Origin of the sequence: Variovorax atrisoli, assembly GCF_014195185.1 — a bacterium.
Lineage (GTDB): Bacteria > Pseudomonadota > Gammaproteobacteria > Burkholderiales > Burkholderiaceae_C > Variovorax > Variovorax atrisoli.
The window spans coordinates 238,356-254,428 of the sequence record NZ_JACIBG010000007.1; the positions used below are offsets into that span (position 1 = coordinate 238,356).

Annotated in this window: 14 protein-coding genes; 9 read left to right on the forward strand and 5 right to left on the reverse strand. The window is 67.8% G+C overall.

Features of this window, described 5'->3' with window-relative positions; translation table 11 throughout:
* Positions 1 to 145 precede the first annotated feature (145 nt).
* Positions 146 to 517: a response regulator gene (locus FHY06_RS24175; RefSeq protein WP_184606551.1), complete on the forward strand. Its 372-nt coding sequence runs from the start codon at positions 146 to 148 to the stop codon at positions 515 to 517.
* A gap of 69 nt (positions 518 to 586) precedes the next feature.
* On the opposite strand, the gene FHY06_RS24180 is transcribed toward FHY06_RS24175, so the two are convergent.
* From FHY06_RS24180 to FHY06_RS24195, 4 genes are read right to left on the reverse strand one after another with little or no spacing between them, the layout of a single operon-like run.
* A complete protein-coding gene (locus FHY06_RS24180; RefSeq protein ID WP_184606552.1) occupies positions 587 to 2,365 on the reverse strand; it encodes a carboxylesterase/lipase family protein in 1,779 nt (592 codons plus the stop codon).
* Positions 2,362 to 3,339: a Bug family tripartite tricarboxylate transporter substrate binding protein gene (locus FHY06_RS24185; RefSeq protein WP_184606553.1), complete on the reverse strand. Its 978-nt coding sequence runs from the start codon at positions 3,337 to 3,339 to the stop codon at positions 2,362 to 2,364. The genes FHY06_RS24180 and FHY06_RS24185 overlap by 4 nt, the downstream gene beginning before the upstream one ends.
* A 37-nt stretch (positions 3,340 to 3,376) precedes the next feature.
* Positions 3,377 to 4,675, reverse strand: a complete 1,299-nt coding sequence (locus FHY06_RS24190) for a DUF1254 domain-containing protein (protein WP_184606554.1) — start codon at positions 4,673 to 4,675, stop codon at positions 3,377 to 3,379.
* 36 nt (positions 4,676 to 4,711) lie between these two features.
* Positions 4,712 to 5,938, reverse strand: coding sequence for a CaiB/BaiF CoA transferase family protein (locus FHY06_RS24195; protein ID WP_184606555.1), 1,227 nt, complete (start codon positions 5,936 to 5,938; stop codon positions 4,712 to 4,714).
* 91 nt (positions 5,939 to 6,029) lie between these two features.
* Here FHY06_RS24195 and FHY06_RS24200 point away from each other — a divergent pair, with 91 nt between their 5' ends.
* The 4 genes from FHY06_RS24200 to FHY06_RS24215 all read left to right on the forward strand — a co-directional run bounded on the left by FHY06_RS24200 (position 6,030) and on the right by FHY06_RS24215 (position 10,053).
* Entirely contained in the window at positions 6,030 to 6,998 is a 969-nt protein-coding gene (locus FHY06_RS24200) for a LysR family transcriptional regulator (protein WP_184606556.1), read from the forward strand.
* Positions 6,999 to 7,421: 423 nt separating this feature from the next.
* On the forward strand, positions 7,422 to 8,003 hold the full coding sequence (locus FHY06_RS24205; RefSeq protein ID WP_184606557.1) for a cytochrome b: 582 nt from the start codon (positions 7,422 to 7,424) through the stop codon (positions 8,001 to 8,003).
* 528 nt (positions 8,004 to 8,531) lie between these two features.
* Entirely contained in the window at positions 8,532 to 8,849 is a 318-nt protein-coding gene (locus FHY06_RS24210; protein ID WP_184606558.1) for a BON domain-containing protein, read from the forward strand.
* 715 nt (positions 8,850 to 9,564) lie between these two features.
* On the forward strand, positions 9,565 to 10,053 hold the full coding sequence (locus tag FHY06_RS24215; RefSeq protein WP_184606559.1) for a YbaK/EbsC family protein: 489 nt from the start codon (positions 9,565 to 9,567) through the stop codon (positions 10,051 to 10,053).
* Between the two features lie 45 nt (positions 10,054 to 10,098).
* Here FHY06_RS24215 and FHY06_RS24220 read toward each other — a convergent pair whose 3' ends face one another.
* Positions 10,099 to 10,851, reverse strand: coding sequence for an IclR family transcriptional regulator domain-containing protein (locus tag FHY06_RS24220; RefSeq protein ID WP_311733726.1), 753 nt, complete (start codon positions 10,849 to 10,851; stop codon positions 10,099 to 10,101).
* 737 nt (positions 10,852 to 11,588) lie between these two features.
* On the opposite strand from FHY06_RS24220, the gene FHY06_RS24225 reads away from it, so the two are divergent.
* From FHY06_RS24225 to pqqB, 4 genes are all read left to right on the forward strand, one after another.
* Positions 11,589 to 12,641: a ThuA domain-containing protein gene (locus FHY06_RS24225; protein ID WP_260310637.1), complete on the forward strand. Its 1,053-nt coding sequence runs from the start codon at positions 11,589 to 11,591 to the stop codon at positions 12,639 to 12,641.
* 116 nt (positions 12,642 to 12,757) lie between these two features.
* A complete protein-coding gene (locus tag FHY06_RS24230; RefSeq protein WP_126186093.1) occupies positions 12,758 to 14,986 on the forward strand; it encodes an outer membrane protein assembly factor BamB family protein in 2,229 nt (742 codons plus the stop codon).
* Positions 14,987 to 15,025: 39 nt separating this feature from the next.
* On the forward strand, positions 15,026 to 15,100 hold the full coding sequence (gene pqqA / locus FHY06_RS35170; RefSeq protein ID WP_019657501.1) for a pyrroloquinoline quinone precursor peptide PqqA: 75 nt from the start codon (positions 15,026 to 15,028) through the stop codon (positions 15,098 to 15,100).
* Positions 15,101 to 15,152: 52 nt separating this feature from the next.
* Positions 15,153 to 16,073, forward strand: a complete 921-nt coding sequence (pqqB, locus tag FHY06_RS24240; protein WP_145759943.1) for a pyrroloquinoline quinone biosynthesis protein PqqB — start codon at positions 15,153 to 15,155, stop codon at positions 16,071 to 16,073.

Sequence of the window (16,073 nt, forward strand, 5' to 3'; positions counted from 1 at the left end):
CTATTCAAAAGAGGCCGAAGGTAAAGACAGGCAGGCCAAGTCGCGACGACGGCCTACACGCCATGTGAGACTTATAGGTACCAATTGCGGGCAGTCAGTCCTATTGATGCCCACAACCTCATCTGCGCTTCCCCGCGCCACCGTGATGCCGCTTTCCACCGTGCTCGTCGAGGACAGCATCACGATCAGGGAAAACCTGATCCCCGCCTTGGAAGAGCTCGCGGACGCCGAGGTCGTCGGCGTTGCCGAAACCGCGAGCGAAGCCGTTGCGCTTCTGGAAGACCTGGGCGATGCCTGGCAACTGGCGGTGGTCGACCTGTTCCTGCGGGAGGGATCCGGCCTGACGGTGCTGCGAGCAGGCCAGGCCCGACGTCCGCACCAGCGCATGGTGGTTCTCACGAACTACCCGACGCCTGAGATGCGACGCCGATGCGCGGAGTTGCGCGCCGATGCATTGTTCGACAAGTCCAGGGAGCTCGATCTGTTCTTCGATTGGTGCAAAGGCATTGCGCCCTGAAAGGCCGATCGCCGGCCGCCACGCAAATCCCGCCGGCCAAGCGCCAGTCGATCCCGAGGGTCCGCGTCTTCACGGCGTGCGCACGGAGATCACCTTCCGCATCGGCCCCGCATCGAAGACCAGCCGCGACGGCCACGCCGGCCAAACCACGCCCAGGGCCGGATCGTCCGGTCTGCCCTGGCGCGCGAAGGCGCCGAGGCTGCGCATCATCGCGTCCGAGAGCGCGAGCCGGCCCGGCGCGTTGGCACGCGTGAACGCGAAGCGTGCATACAGCGACGGGCCGAAGTTGCCGAACATGAAGGGCAGATCGAAGGTGTGGGCGGCGCCGAAGATCCGGTCGAAGGGCGCTGGCAGCTCGTCCCACTCGAACTCGTAGGCCCACACGGCCTCCTGCCGCGTGCGCAATGCATTGAGCACGTCGTCGCGGATGGCTGCGAACCAGAGGCGATCGAGCTGCGCGGCGCGTGCGTCGAAGCCGGTGGCCGGGGTGTCCACCGGCAGGAAGGCCGCGGGAATCCATTCGGCCACCGTGGTCTGCGGTGGGGCCTCCGGGTCGTAGCGCCATGCAAGGGAGAACACCTGCGCGTCGCTCAGCAGCCGGCCGCTGCGGCCACCCAGGTCAGCGCTCAGCGCGAAGAGTTGGGGAAACAGCTTGGTTTCGTCGCGCGTGTGGCCGGCGAGCACGGGCACCCGCAGGTAACGGCCTTCGCGCACGGCGGCGATCGGGTCGGAGGCCAGCACCCAGCCGTCGGGGATCGGGTTGGAGGCGGCCATGCCGCGAGCGGTCAGGCGCGTGCGCACCACCTCGAGCAAAGCATCCGGCGCAAGCGTGCGCAGCCATGCCGCCGTGGATGCGGCGCCTTCGGCGGCAACAAGGCGACGCGCCTGTGCTTCGTCAGCCGCGCGACCAGCGGCGATCAGCGCATCGAGCACCAGGGCCTCGCCGCGAGCGGCCCACACGGGCGCGGGCAGCACGGCGGGGATGCCGCCACGCGGCAAGGTTGCAGCCGTCGACAGGCCGCCGCTCATCGCCACGACGCGATGAAACAGCGGCTGCGGGCGCGCCGCCACCATCGGGGAAGTCAACAACGCATAGACATTCACCGCACCCGCCGATTGCCCCATGAGCGTGACGCGGCTCGGATCGCCGCCGAATGCCGCGACGTTGCCGGCCACGAATTCGAGCGCCTTGGCGATGTCCAGCAGCGCGAAGTTGCCCGAGTCTTCGTCGCGCCGGCCGGTCTTGAGGGCTGCAGCATCGAGGAAGCCGAAGATGCCCAGGCGGTAGTTGACCGAGATCACGACGGCGTCCTCGTGGCGGGCGAGTTCCGCGCCGTCGTACACCGGGTCGGCCGTGTAGCCGGTGATGTTGCTGCCGCCGTGCACGAACACGATCACCGGCCGCGGCGCGGTGGCGCGCGACGCGGGGGTCCAGATGTTGAGGTACAGGCAGTCCTCCGAGCCGACCGTGCGGCCCAGGGCAGTGCCGACGGTTTCGTCGTAGCGGTTGTTCAGGCCCGGGCCGTAGAGCCGCTGCGTCTGCACGCAGGCCGGCGCGAAGGCGGTCGCGCGCCTTGCGGCGGTCCAGGGCTGCAGATCCTGCGGCGCACGCCAGCGCAATGCACCGACCGGCGGCTGCGCATAAGGCACGCCCTTCCAGCTCCAGGTGCCGTTCGCGGCCGCGTCGTCGAGCCCGATGACCGGCCCGTAGCTCGTCAGCCGACGCAGTCCGCCGCCGTCTCCCGGCGCAATGGCCGCGCAGCCGCAAAGCAGCCCCGACGCCAGCAGGACGATCAGGCGGGCAAGCCTGGCCGGCCCGCCGACGATGCGAAACAGCGTGCGCATCATTCGGCCGTGATGTGGGCGGCTTCGATGATCTGCGCCCACTTGCGCGTCTCGCCAGCCATGAAGGCGGTGAATTCCGCGGGGCTGCTGCCACGCAACTGCAGGCCCACGGCCTCGGCCTTGCGCCGCACGTCGGCATCGGCCAGGGCGGCGCGGAGATCCGCGCTCAGACGACCGATCACGTCGGCCGGCGTGCCCGCAGGCGCGAGCAGGCCATACCAGCCATAGCCCACCACGTTCGCCAGGCCTTGTTCGCGCAAGGTCGGCGCGTCGGGGTAAAGCTGCGTGCGTTCCTCGTTGGCCACACCCAGCACGCGCAGCTTGCCGGCCTGGATGTGGGGCACGGCGGTAGAGATGGCCGTCAGCGTGCCGTCGATGCGGCCGGCCAGCAGTTCGGTGTAGGCGGGCGCATCGCCGCGGTACTGCACCACGATGCCCTTCACGCCGGCCGCGCGCAGCAGCAGCTCGGCGGTGAGATGCGGCGCCGAGCCGGCGCCGGGGGAGCCGAAGGTCGCGCCCTTGGGGTTGTCCTTGGCGTAGCGGATGAATTCGGCCAGCGTCTTGTACGGCGCCTGCGCGTTGACGACGAGGAACAGCGGCGCGATGGCGGTACTGCCGATCGCGGCGAAGCTCTTGTGCACGTCGTAGGGCAGGTCCTTGTAGAGCGCCTCGCCGATGGCGATCGGCGCGGCCGCGTGCAGCAGCGTGTAGCCGTCGGGCGCTGCCTTGGCCACGTAGTCGTTGGCAATGCGCGTGCCCGCGCCGGCCTTGTTCTCGACCACGATACCCTGGCCCAGGCGGCGCGAGAGGTAGTCGCCGAGCACGCGCGTGAGGATGTCGTTCGACCCGCCGGCGCCGTATGGCGAGACCATGCGGATCGGCCGCTGCGGCCAGGGCTGCGCGAGCGAGGGCACGCTCCAGGGAAGTGCGAGCCCGGCGGCAGCCGAGGCGAGCAGGTGTCGGCGTTGGATGGCCATGGTGGTTGTCTCCGTCGTTGTTGTGGGTGGCAGGGACTCAGAGCGCGCGGATCGGGGGGTAGTCGAACCGCAGCGCGAGATGATCGGCTCCGGGCTGGTACAGCCGCAGCACGACATAGAACGGCTCGCCGGCCGGCGCCGGCAGCCAGTTCACGCCGGGGCCCGGATCATCGGCCTGCAGCCGGATCGCCACGCCGCCGTCCGGCTCGTGACGCAGGCCCGGTGTGCGGTCGCCGATAGAGTAGCGGTCGATGGGGTTGGCCACGAACAGGCAGTCGCTGCGCCGGTACATCGTGAGCGACCAGAACGCATCCACCTGCGGGCCGCGCCCTGGCGCGAAGCGCAGTTCGTAGCGGCGCCCGCCATGCAGCACGTCGCCGTCCGCGTCCACCTCGGCCGTGGGGTACATGGCTTCTTCCACGCCGAGCGCACCGATGAAGTTGCGGGCGATGCGCGCGCGCGTGAGGTGGTCGTCACCCCAGTGCGTACGCACCATCACCGGGATGGCCCAGCCGCCGCCCAGGTCGTGCGGCTGGCCCGCATGGCGCAGTCGCTCGTACACCGCGGGCAGGGCCGCCTCCAACATCGCGGTCGGTGGCGGCCAGTCGAGCGATTCGCCCGCCGGCGGCGGATTGCGGCGCAGCGCCTCGTCCACCACCGCACGGAAACGCGACGGCTCCGGAACGCGCGTGTCCAGGCCGTCGATCCAGGTGTCGACGCGCATCGCCGCGTCGCTGCCGTCCGAACGCACGATGCGCAAGGCGGCCTGGCTCGCACGCACGCGCTGCGCGTCGGCACCGTCGTCCTCCACCAGGAGGCGGCCGATCAGCCAGACGTCGCTGCCGCCCGCCGCGATCTTGTGCGTGATGCCTTGCGGCACCTCGCCATGCCAGCCTGGCGCATGCACCAGCGTGCGCTGCGGCCGGTTGCCGGTGGTGCGACGCCCGACGTATGCGAAGGGGTTGGTCCAGGCGTCGAGCAGGCCCAGCGTCCAGTAGCGCTCACCCATCTCGGGCGACTCGATGACCACCGGGCCTTCGGACAGGTCGAGCCAGGCGTTGCTGTAGACCGTGTCGTTGTTGGGGCTCACGACCTCCTTGTCCTGGGGTCCGAGACGGCGGTGCGTATGGGTGAACTGGTTGACCCAGCGCATGCGCGAGTCCCGCTCGGGCGCCGCAAAGCCCAGGACAGGATGCCGGCGCGCGGTGGTGGCCGCCCGCATGCGCATCGTCTCGTAGAGCGGCAAGGTCTGGATCACTGCGGCTTCGGTCGCGGTTTGCGCGTCGGCGGCCGAGTCGAGGGCCGAGTCGATGGCCGCATCGGTATGCATGGTCATGGATTTCTCAAGCGGTCGAAGGAAATGCAGCCGCGCTCAGGCCACGGCGCCGATGCCGTGCAGCCGCGCGATCTCGTCGGCGTCGAAGCCCAGCGCCCCGAGCACGAGGTCGGTGTCCGCGCCACAGGCAGGCGCTGCGGACGGCGTCGGCCGCGGTGCGTGGCCGAGCGTGTAGGGCAGCGCGAGCGAGGCATAGCGGCTGCCGTCGGGCGCCACGGCGTCGACCAGCATGCCGCTGGCCTGCACGTCGGCGCTGTCGAGCACCTGGCGGTAGCTGCGCACGGCGCCGACCACGATCTGGTTGCGGCTGAGCAGCGCCACGCACTCCTCGCTGGTGAAGGAAGACAGGCACTCGCGCAGCACGCCGCGCAGCGCCTCGCGGTGCTGCACGCGCAATGCGTTGGTACGAAAGCGCGGATCGCTTGCCAGCGCCTCGCGGCCCATCACGCGGCAAAAGCGTGCCCAGTGCTCGTCCGCGTACGCCGACAGCACGATGTGGCCGTCGCGCGTGGGCACGACCTCGGCCGCGGGTGCGTTGTGCGGCTGCCCGTCGCCGATGCGGGTGGGCTCGGGCGCGCCACCGAGGTAGTCGCACCAGGTGGTGGCCTGCAGGTGCATCGCCACTTCGAGCAGCGAGGTGCGCACGGTCTCGCCGCGGCCAGTGCGCGCACGCGCATACAGGGCCGCCAGCACGGCCTGCGCACCCAGGTGGGCCGCCGCCGCATCGATGACGGGAACACCCACCTTCTGCGGCAGGCGGTCGGGCTCGCCGGTCAGCGACATCAGCCCGCTCTCGGCCTGCGCCGCGATGTCGTAGCCGGGCCGCAGGGCCGAAGGCCCCTGAGTGCCGAAGCCAGAAATCGACAGGAAGACGATCTGCGGAAAGCGCGTGCGCACCGTGTCCGGTCCGAGCCCCAGTGCCTCGACAGCGCCCGGGCGCAGGTTCTGGATGACGACGTCGCTGGCCTCGATGAGACGCCAGGCGACGGCCAGGCCGGCCTCGCTCTTGAGGTCCAGCGCGATCGAGCGCTTGCCCCGGCTGTAGGCGCGGATCATCGACTCGCCGTAGCGGCCGATGTGCCTGGCCTGGTCGCCTGCGAGCGGCTCGACCTTGATCACTTCGGCGCCGAGCTCGGCCAGCACCATGGCCGCACCCGGACCGGCGATGTACTGCCCCATGTCGAGGACGCGCACACCTTCGAGCGGAGCCGCGGGGCGGTGGACCTCCGTGCTCGTGCCTGTCTCTTTGTTCGTGGAATTCATCGCCCGGACCTTATCGGCCTGGGCGATTCTTGAAAATTCGATAATCGTGAGGGAGTGATCACGAATCGAAATCGCCAACCGGAGCCCTCCCATGGACAGCAAGACCGACCACCTCGTGCGCAAGCTGCGTTTGCGCCACCTGGAACTGCTCGTCGCGCTGTCGGAAACGGCCACGATGCGCGGCGCCTCGGCGCGGCTTCACCTGAGCCAGCCGGCGATCAGCAAGATGCTCGGCGAGATCGAGTCCTGCTTCGGTGCGAGGCTGTTCGAGCGCAGCCACCAGGGCATCCATGCCAACGCCCTCGGGGCCGGCGCAGTCTTCCACGCCCGCGCGGTGCTCAACCAGCTCGAGCGCGCCACCGAAGACGTGGAGGCCATGCAGAGCGGCGCGTTGGCCATGCTGCGCATCGGCGCGCCCTCGGTCACGGCGACCGTGCCCGCCGCCGTGGCGGCCCTGCGCCGGCAGATGCCCGGGGTGTCGGTGCAGCTGCGCGAGGGCCGCGTGCAGGAACTCATCCAGCGGCTGCTCGAAGGCGAACTCGATGGTGTCTTCGGCGCCGTGACACCGGAGCTGCTGGCCGGAGACACCGCGCGCCTGCTGGAGCCGGTGGTGATGCTCAAGGACGAGCTCTGCGTGCTGACTGCGAACGCCAACAAGCTCCATCGCCGCGGACGGCTGCGGTGGGCGGACCTGCAGGCGGCGGCATGGATGGTGCCGCCGAAGGAAACGCTCGTCCGGCAGGCCTTCATGACCGCCTTTCTCGACGACGGCGTGACGCCGCCCGTGCCGGTCATCGAGGCCATCTCCTCGGTGACCATCGGCACGCTGCTGCGCCACGATCCCACCCTGGTGTGCGTGGTGCGCCGGGAGCACGCGAGCGATGAACTCGCACGCGGCGGGGTGCGCCGCCTCAACGTGACGCCGAAGATGCCACTGCCCTCCTTCGGTCTGTTCTTTCGGCGTGACGGCCAGCAGCAGAGCCCCGCGATGCGGGCTTTCGCCGATGCGGTTCGGCAGGCCAGCATGCGGCGCCGACCGGCCGCTCACGCCACGGCCTGACCACGGGCGGGCCCGCCCTTTTCGTGGGCGGTTCATCGCGCAGTTGTGCCCCCGCACCCTGGGCAGCCGGCCATTCGCAACGGGCACCACGCCCGACTCCTTGGCCGAGGACCGTACCGTGCGAGCAAGTCGTCGGGGCACCATCCCAGGAGGGCCTGGAATAGGCGATTCGGCAAGCTGGTGTGGCTCCGAAGCATCAACCGGGTGCTTGATGCAGCGCGTGCCACGTTTAGATTGGTTGCTCTCCATCCGCGAGCGCGCACCACCGTGACCCATTCGTCTGCGAAGGCTGCCAGGCCGGGTGCGCAACCCAGGCCGAGGCTCGTGGAAAGAAGAGACGGAGCACAGAGCTGTTGACCCACTGAACACCGGATGACGTACGAAAGATCCAGGTGACGAGCGTCTTCGCTCGAAGGAACGACCATGGCACTCAGGAACTCGGATACCCGCTACCACGCATCGGTCATTGCTGCGCACTGGCTGATGCTGGCACTCCTCGCCGCTGTCTATGCCTGCATGGAATTGCGCGGGCTCGCACCCCGGGGCAGCGACCTGCGTGTCGGCCTCAAGGCGTTGCATTTCCTGCTGGGTTTGAGCGTGCTGGTTCTCGTGATGGCTCGTCTTGCCCTTCGATGGCACGCGGGGCCGACCCCCTCAGTGCAGCCACCCGTTCCGGCCTGGCAAGAGAAGCTGGCGCAACTGATGCACCTGGTGCTCTATGTATTCATGGTCGCTACGCCGATCCTGGGCTGGCTGGCGCTGAGTGCCGAAGGCAAGCCGATCATCCTGTTCGGGATGGATGTGCCGTCACTGGTGGGGCCAGACAAGGCGCTTTCCGAGCGGCTGAAGGAGATCCATGAATCCTTGGCCAGCGTCGGCTATTTCCTCATCGGCCTGCATGCGCTGGCGGCACTGGTGCACCACTACATCGTGCGGGACACGACGCTCTTGCGCATGCTGCCAGGGTCGAAGCTAGCCAGCGACCGACGCAGCCGCCGAGCGTGAACGACGCCAGTCCTTTCGATTCGTCAAGCCCTCGCAGATTCCAGACCGATGCTTCCGCCTGCAGACCAGCGAAGGATGCTGGCGCAAATCCACCAGTCGTCGCAGAAACGTAGATGGACAGCCGCCAGCATCGAGGACGCCGTCTTACCAGACGGCTGGCTGCCGAAGCACCTCTACCAGCGCCGGCTGACTGTCGGTTCGGAGTTTGCCCCGGAGACGGCGAGTACGCTTGACCTAGCGCAACGGGTGCAGCCCTGAGTCGCGGTCGCCTGTCACAACCTCGGGATCGCGCGGCCTCGCGGTTCGATGGATCTGCGTTCGCATCCATCGCGCAGGCCCCATCTTTCGCTGAGACCCATGCTCATGCTGTCGCACTGATCGACCAGCGAGGTTTCACAAAACCACCGGCATGCATTCCCGCCAGATCTCTCCAAGCCGAAGCCGCCCAGCGGTTTGAGCTGCCTCAACATGGCGGCGCATCGGGATGACTAGCTTAGGCGCCCATGCCACTGCCGAAGAGAGACCGCGATGATTCACCACCTTCCTCTTAGGTTTCGCTGTGTGGCGACGAGCCTGCTGGCCGCAACACTGGTCGGCTGTGTGGCGACACCGGTGCGCGAAAGCACGGGCGAGTACCTGGACGATACGAGCATCACCACGCGCGTGAAGACCAATCTTCTGATTCATGAAGACCTGAGCACCGTGGAAGTCAAAGTCGAGACTTTCAAGGGTCGAGTGCAACTCAGTGGCTTCGTGAAGACGCCAGACCAAAAGGATCGGGCCGGCGAGATCGCTCGTTCCGTCAAGGGGGTCAGCGAAGTCATCAACGACATCCTGATTCGGTGAGTCGCAACGCAGCGGTCTGCGTCTTGCCAGGCCTGTCGGTAGCATCGGACTGAAGAGCATGGTGATGGCGCTCAAACACGGCTGAGAAAAGCAGGCGATCCATTTCCCAAGAGAACAGTCTCACCAGAGGCCCGGAATCAACCGCCAGCGCACGCGACGGGCATAGTCCGCATATCCGGAAAGTTCTGTCCGCAGCAGACGATCCTCCCGCGAGGCCCGCAGGACCAGGAACGCGGAAGCGAGCGCGGCTGACACAAATGCGGCTGCTCGAAGGCTTTCAGGAGTTCTTCTCCGTGAGTGGCCATCCGATTCGGTGCGCTTCCATCTTCGCCATTGCGCTGCCGCGCGAGAACCGGTGACGTGGGTTGCGTTGCGAGTCTCGACTATCGAGCCCTCATGCCGGATCGGGCATGTCAATTTTCTTCAAGACAGGCGTTTACTGCGCTGCAAGAATGGCCTCATGCGAGAAGACGCACATCCTGAAGAAGAAGCGGCAGCAGGAGCCGCCAGCCGCCGATTGCGCGACGCGGTCCGGGACGATGCCCGCGTCTTTACGTCCGGATACCGCCCGCCATGTTCGTGACGATCATCGTGGGCGTTGTGGCGGTGGCCCTGCTGCGTCTTGGCTTCGGCATGGCAGCTGTCCCATGAGTACGCGAATGCATGGCAACAGGACCAGCCCGCCGCGGCGCCACAGTTCCTCCAACCCCATGCGATGAGCCCCACCATACGCGCCTTCCTGACGTCGTGCGATGCGATCTTCGAAGTGCACAGCCACGCCCCCGTGGTGAGCTTCAGCGACGCACGGCAACTGCTTCCCTTCGACCCCGATGCCATGGTCAAGAGCCTGGCCTTTCGCCTTCCGGGAGATCGCTACGCGATCGCCGCCATGCAGGCGCCCGAGCGCGCGGACTACAAGAAGATCGCCGATGCCCTCTGCGTGCGGAGGGCGGACCTGCAGATGGCCACCGACACGGAGCTGGCACAGTTCCTCGCGATGGTCCCGGGCGGCGTCGCGCCCTTGCCAATCAATGAGGCGCAGGTGGTGATCGACTCTGGAGTGACCGCAATGGAAACCATCTATTGCGGCACCGGGCGAAATGATTCGACGCTTCAGATCCGTAGCGCCGAACTCCTGCGGGTCAGCCGCGGTGTGCTGTTCGACCTCGTCAAGCGAGGACCGCTCACGCCTTCCGGAAACTGATCGGCGCGCATGGCCCATGATCAGCGGGCCCGAGATCGACGCGGGCTAGGCGAGCCGGCTCCCGATGCGCGACGCCCCCTCGGTGACCAGTTGGACGATCTTGTCGAGATCGACGATGGCCAGGCGCGAGGTGTCGAAGACCAGCGAGATCGCAGCCCATGCGCCGCCATCGGCCTTGAGGATCGGCGCGGCCACCGCCGCGAGCTGGGGCTCGAGTTCGCCGATGGAAACGTAGTGGCCTGCCTTGCGGATCGCCGCATAGCCCTTGCGGAATTCGCTCCAGTCGGCGGGCAGGCCGCTGCGAACGATCTCGTCGTGGCGCGCGTCGAAGACCTTGCGCAGCTGGGCCGGCGTGAAATTCGCCAGCAGCACCTTCGGTGCGGCACCCTGGAACAGCGGACGGGGCCGTCCGCGTCCATAGGCCAGCGTTGCCGGAGCGCCGCCCATCTCGCGGTGGGTATCGAGCGCCTGCATCCCGAAGAGGCCTGAGAGCACGCAGTCGAAGCCGGTGGCCGCGACCAGCTCGCGCATCACGGGAATGCCCTCGCGCAGCACCGGGTCCGCCTTGCGGATGTAGTGGTCGAGCAGGATGATGCGCGGCCCCAGCGCGTAGTGGGAGTCCTCCACGCGCTGCAGCAGGCCGGCTTCGAGCAGCATGCGCACGTAGCGATAGCCCGTGGGCAGCGACACGTCGAGCGCCACCGCGATGTCGTCCGCCGTGCGCGTCAGGTGCGTGTCGTCGAAGAGATCGAGAACACCCAGCATGCGTCCCAGGCTGGACATGGATTTTTCCGGCACGTGATTTCCTCCAGGATGCCATGCCGCGGCGGGGAGGTATTGCAGGAAGCGATCCGGACCGTGTCCCCATGCGCGGCTCCGACGATAAATCGGTCTGGCCCGAGTATCACCGCCTGCGCGGTGTCGGCTCGGGGCCGATGGCCATGGCGAAATCGCGGCGCTGCAGGACACGGTCGGAACCGACCACACGCTCGCGGGAGCGCCGAAGCTGCCATCGCAGGCATGGCTGTGGTTGGGCCCCGAATCACCAATCTGATCGAGATGCCCCGCCCGCATGGCGGTCGGAGCCCTTCGCAGCAAGGCATCTTCCGCACGCAAAAGGAAGGGATTTCTATTATGGAAATACTTTCCAATCCTGCTTATGATCTTTCTCCATCGGGCCTGAACGCCCTCGTCCGCCTGTTCTGGAGTCGATCCGTGCCACTGTTCCGTCCACCGTCCGCACACGATCTCCGGCGCGTGCCCAACGCGCCGTCCTGAGCTCGCTCGCGCGTTCCGTCTTCATTGCTTCCTGAGTCAGCACCTCCCGCGGGTCGGGAGGGTGGACTGCTGCTGCCCGCTCGCATGCAGGAGCCAAGAGCAGCGTCCTTTCCTGTTTCCATGGGCCGGCGCTTCCGTTCGCCGTCGTCTGCTCCCGCCGGCCAGCAAGGGGCAGTCGACACATTCCGGCAGAGCGCGCTCGCGCGATCTTGGCCTCAGATCACAAAAAGGAGACTTCGTTGAAATCAGCCCCTTCATTGACTCTCGGTCTCGCGTCGAGCGCGATCCTTGCATTGACCCTGGCCGCCTGCGGCGGTGGCGACGGCGGCGGTGGGGGCTTCGTCCCCGTTCCTGTCGCGGCCGCACCTGCGCCCTCGAGCACGCCGACCGAGCCGGCGCCTGCCGGCCAGACGCCCTCGAACCCCACCGATCCTGTCGCCGAGGCGCCCGACGACAGCTTCGACACCTACTACAACGTCTGCAGGGGCACCGACCCGAAGTGCTACAACGACTGGGGCGCCTTCGCCTCCACGCCCGATCGCGTGCTGATCTATTCGCGCACGGCCGGCCCGCGCCACGCCAACCTCGGCACGCCAATGGGCACGGGCCTCAACCCGACGATGAATCCCGACAACGTGATGCAGGCGGGACTCGTGCGCATGCTCAAGGATGCGGGCATCACGGCCGACTGGACCGAGGACGTGTCGGTGCTCGGCAGCCGCATCAACAACTACAAGGCCGTGATCTTCGCGAGCTCGAACCGCGACACGCTGTGGAACGGCGCGGTGACCACGAGCCAGGACGCCGCGCGCACCGCGCTGCGCAACTACATGCGCCGCGGCGGTGGCTTCGTGGGGCTGCACAACGCCTTCGGCGCCGAATACAACTGGCCCTACTACGAAGGCCTGCTGGGCAACGCCAACTTCTACAACCACGGGCCGAACCGCTCGGGCGACGTGGAGATCGTCGCCGACGATCCTTCCACGGCCGACCTGCCCAAGCGCTTCACGTTCCAGGACGAGTGGTACAACCTCGCGCCCTTCCCGACGAAGGTGAAGTTCATCGCGAAGGTCGACACCTCCACGCTCAAGCCGCTGACCTCCGCGCCGCACCCGGGCCATGCGGACTTCCATCCCGTGGCCTGGTGCCAGTACTACGACGGCGGCCGCGCATGGCTGACGACGCTCGGCCACAACGACCATTCGTTCACCGCGAATTCCACCGGACCCGGCGCGGACGTGTTCCAGAAGCTGGTGGTCCAGGGCGTGAAGTCGGCCATGGGCCTGACCCCGTTCTGCACCACGCCGTAGTCGGCGGCCCCGTCCCTTTCGAACGACAGCGAGCCCCGCGTGCATGACATGCACGTGGTGGTTCGGCGCCTCCTTCGTATCGCAGACAACCAAAACCTGGAGTGGAGACCTTCATCATGCGACTCAAATCGATGGCAGCGATGCTGCTGACCTGCGGCGTGATCACCTCGCCCCTGCTGCTCGCGGGCTGCGGCGGCAGCGACTCCGGCGGCAGCTTGCCCTGGATCTCGCCGCCGCCTGCACCGGCGCCCGCCCCGAGCCCTTCCGCGCCTCCGCCCGGACCGCCCGCATCCGGCCCCGGCCCCGCGGCGGCGGATCTCGCGGACTGCTGCACCGCGGGCGACAGCGACTTCCCGAAGGTCGGCGGCAACCTCGGCAACCAGAACTACTCGCGGCTCGCGAAGATCGACAAGGCACGCGTGGGCCAGCTCGGCGGCGCATGGGTCAACCGCATCGAAGGTGGAACGAACACCGGCAACAACCAGAGCACCACGGTGGTGGTCGATGGCGTGCTCTACATCGAGTCTGCCGTCGGCAACCTGATCGCCGTGGACGGCAAGACGGGCGTGACGAAATGGAAATGGACCACGCCCTATGGCGCCATCACGCGCCGCGGCGTGGCGGTGGCGAAGGACCTCGGACTGGTCTACACCGTGGCGACGGGCAACCGGCTCATCGCCCTCGACAAGGACACGGGCAAGGTCGTCTGGATCAAGCAGTACCCGAGCAGCACCACCGACCCCGACTACCAGGGCTCGGTGCAGAAGGTGGCGCTGGTCTATCACGACAAGCGCCTGTACGTGGGTACCAACGACGGCAACCGGGGCGCTGCCTTCTCGGCCGACGCGACCACGGGCAAGGTGCTGACCACTTTCTGGGGCGTGCCGCGCGCAGGCGAGCGGGGCTACGACACATGGGGCGGCGCACCCGAATCGGACCGCACCGGCGCCACTCCCTGGGTCCACCCTGCGGTGGACCCCGAGCTGGGCCTGGTGTACTGGACCTTCGGCAACGTGCGCGGCGGTTCCTCGCAGAACGGGTCTACGCGGCCGGGGCTCAACCTGTTCGCCAACTCGATCGTCGCGCTCGACCTCAAGACCGGTGAATACAAGTGGCACTTCCAGTCGGTGCACCACGACATCTGGGACATGGACAACGTGATGTCGCCGGTGCTCGCCAACGTGAAGATCTCCGGCGAGGACCGCAAGGTCGTGATCTACGGCAGCAAGACCGGCATGTACTACATCCTCGATCGCAAGGACGGCAGCGCGCCGCTGGGCATCGACGAGATGCCGGTCAAGCAGGACGCACGCCAGGCCAGCTGGCCGACCCAGCCCATCCCGCGCCAGGGCGCATGGACGGAGACCTGCATCGTGGACCAGCCGCTGGGTACCGCGGTCCCGGGCGATCCCAACCGCGCCGTGCCCAACTACCTCAAGGGCTGCCTGTTCGATGCGCACTGGGACATTCCGCTGCTGTCGATCCCGGGCCACGGCGGGGGCGCCAACTGGAACCACCAGTCCTTCAGCCCCCGCACCGGCCTGGTCTACACCGGCATGGGCTATGTGTCCGCCGCGCACTCGCTGTCCGAGGCCAGCAACGGGCTGCGTCCGCCGGGCACCTACATGACCGGCGCCGTGGTGGCGGTGGACCCCTCCACCAACCTCGTGAAGTGGAAGAAGCCCATGCCCTACTCGCTCGCGCACGGCAACGGCATCCTGAGCACGGCCTCAGACCTGCTGTTCATCGGCCAGCCCGACGGCAACCTGCTCGCGCTCGACGCGGGCGACGGCAGCGAGCTGTGGCGCTTCCAGACCGGCGCCGCGATCAGCGCGAGCCCGGTGGCCTACGAGATCGACGGCGAGCAATACATCGCGGTGTTCGCCGGCGGCACGAGCATTCCCTACGGCAACTCGGCACCGCGCGGCGACTACTTGTGGGCCTTCAAGGTGGGCGGCACCGTGGCCCCCGCGCCGACACCGCAGCCGCCCGAAGTGCGCCGGCCGGTGTCGGGCGATCCGGTGGAAGGAGCCGCCTTGCCGACCCCCAACACCGTGTTCCTCGCGCGCGTGCAGACCGCGACGAACGAGCCCGGCACTGCCGAGTCCACGGCCGTCAACGCGATGACGCCGACCTTCATGCGCGTGCCGGTGAACACCACGGTGACCTTCACCAATCCGGCGACCAACGCCAACACGCACTGCGCCACGCAGTTCTTCGAAGGCAGGTTCGACTTCAGGCTCGCGCCGGGCCAATCCGCGACCCACACCTTTGACACGCGCGGCGAATACTTCTACAACGACTGCCACAGCCCGCGCCCGACGGGCAAGGTTGTCGTGTACTGATTCCGTCCTCAATCCCCCAACCAGTGAAGGAGCAATACGATGAAATGGTGCAAGCCTGAGTTCGAAGAGCTGCGTTTCGGCTTCGAGATCACGATGTACATCTCCACCCGCTGAGCGCGGGTCACCCAGGCACCGGCTCCGCGCCGGTGCCTTTTCTTTTTTCCCCATGAAGATTCTGGTTCTCGGTTCGGGAGCGGGTGGAGGCTTTCCTCAATGGAACTGCAATTGCCGCCTGTGTGCAGGCCAGCGTGCCGGGCGCATCCGGGCCAGCCCCCGCACCCAGAGCTCCATCGCGGTGTCGGCCGATGGAGAGCGCTGGCTCCTGTTGAACGCATCGCCCGACCTGGGGGCCCAGCTGCGCGCGTCGCCGGCCCTTTGGCCGCGCCACGGGTTGCGCCACTCGCCGATCGAGGCGGTGGTGCTGATGGATTCACAGATCGACCATGTCACGGGCCTGCTGAGCCTGCGCGAAGGCAGCACGCTGCAGCTGTACTGCACGCCCGAGACGCACGAGGACCTCAGCAGCAGCCTGCCGCTGCTGAAGGCCCTCCAGAACTATTGCGGCGTGAGCTGGCATGCCATGCCCCTTGCCCCGCACGGCGACGCGTGGCACGAGGTGGCCGGCCTTCGCATGCGGGCACTGCCCGTGCCCGGCAAGGCACCGCCATATTCGCCCCGCCGGCAGGCCGCAGCCGCCGGCCACAACGCCGCGGTGCAGATCGAAGACCCCGCCAGCGGCCGGAGGCTGCTCTATGCGCCGGGGATGGCACAGGTGGGCGATGCCGAGCGCGGGTACCTGGACGCCTGCGACTGCGTGCTCATCGACGGTACCTTCTGGACCGAGGACGAAATGGTCGCAGCGGGCCTGGGCCGCAAGCTCGCCGCCGACATGGGCCACCTGCCGCAATGCGACGGCCCCCGAGGACCCGGCATGCTCCGGGCGCTCGATGGCTGCGCGGCACGGCGCAAGGTTCTCATCCACATCAACAACAGCAACCCCATCCTCGATGAAGACGGTCCGCAGCGTGCCGAGCTCGCGCGGCGCGGCATCGAAGTGGCGTTCGACGGCATGGAACTGGAGGTCTGA

What these genes read in the sequence shown, in the direction of transcription:
- FHY06_RS24175 (WP_184606551.1), top strand. Translation starts at nt 146, where the DNA reads ATGCCGCTTTCCACCGTGCTCGTCGAGGACAGCATCACGATCAGGGAA.
- FHY06_RS24180 (WP_184606552.1), bottom strand. Translation starts at nt 2,365, where the DNA reads ATGATGCGCACGCTGTTTCGCATCGTCGGCGGGCCGGCCAGGCTTGCC.
- FHY06_RS24185 (WP_184606553.1), bottom strand. Translation starts at nt 3,339, where the DNA reads ATGGCCATCCAACGCCGACACCTGCTCGCCTCGGCTGCCGCCGGGCTC.
- FHY06_RS24190 (WP_184606554.1), bottom strand. Translation starts at nt 4,675, where the DNA reads ATGACCATGCATACCGATGCGGCCATCGACTCGGCCCTCGACTCGGCC.
- FHY06_RS24195 (WP_184606555.1), bottom strand. Translation starts at nt 5,938, where the DNA reads ATGAATTCCACGAACAAAGAGACAGGCACGAGCACGGAGGTCCACCGC.
- FHY06_RS24200 (WP_184606556.1), top strand. Translation starts at nt 6,030, where the DNA reads ATGGACAGCAAGACCGACCACCTCGTGCGCAAGCTGCGTTTGCGCCAC.
- FHY06_RS24205 (WP_184606557.1), top strand. Translation starts at nt 7,422, where the DNA reads ATGGCACTCAGGAACTCGGATACCCGCTACCACGCATCGGTCATTGCT.
- FHY06_RS24210 (WP_184606558.1), top strand. Translation starts at nt 8,532, where the DNA reads ATGATTCACCACCTTCCTCTTAGGTTTCGCTGTGTGGCGACGAGCCTG.
- FHY06_RS24215 (WP_184606559.1), top strand. Translation starts at nt 9,565, where the DNA reads ATGAGCCCCACCATACGCGCCTTCCTGACGTCGTGCGATGCGATCTTC.
- FHY06_RS24230 (WP_126186093.1), top strand. Translation starts at nt 12,758, where the DNA reads ATGCGACTCAAATCGATGGCAGCGATGCTGCTGACCTGCGGCGTGATC.
- pqqB (WP_145759943.1), top strand. Translation starts at nt 15,153, where the DNA reads ATGAAGATTCTGGTTCTCGGTTCGGGAGCGGGTGGAGGCTTTCCTCAA.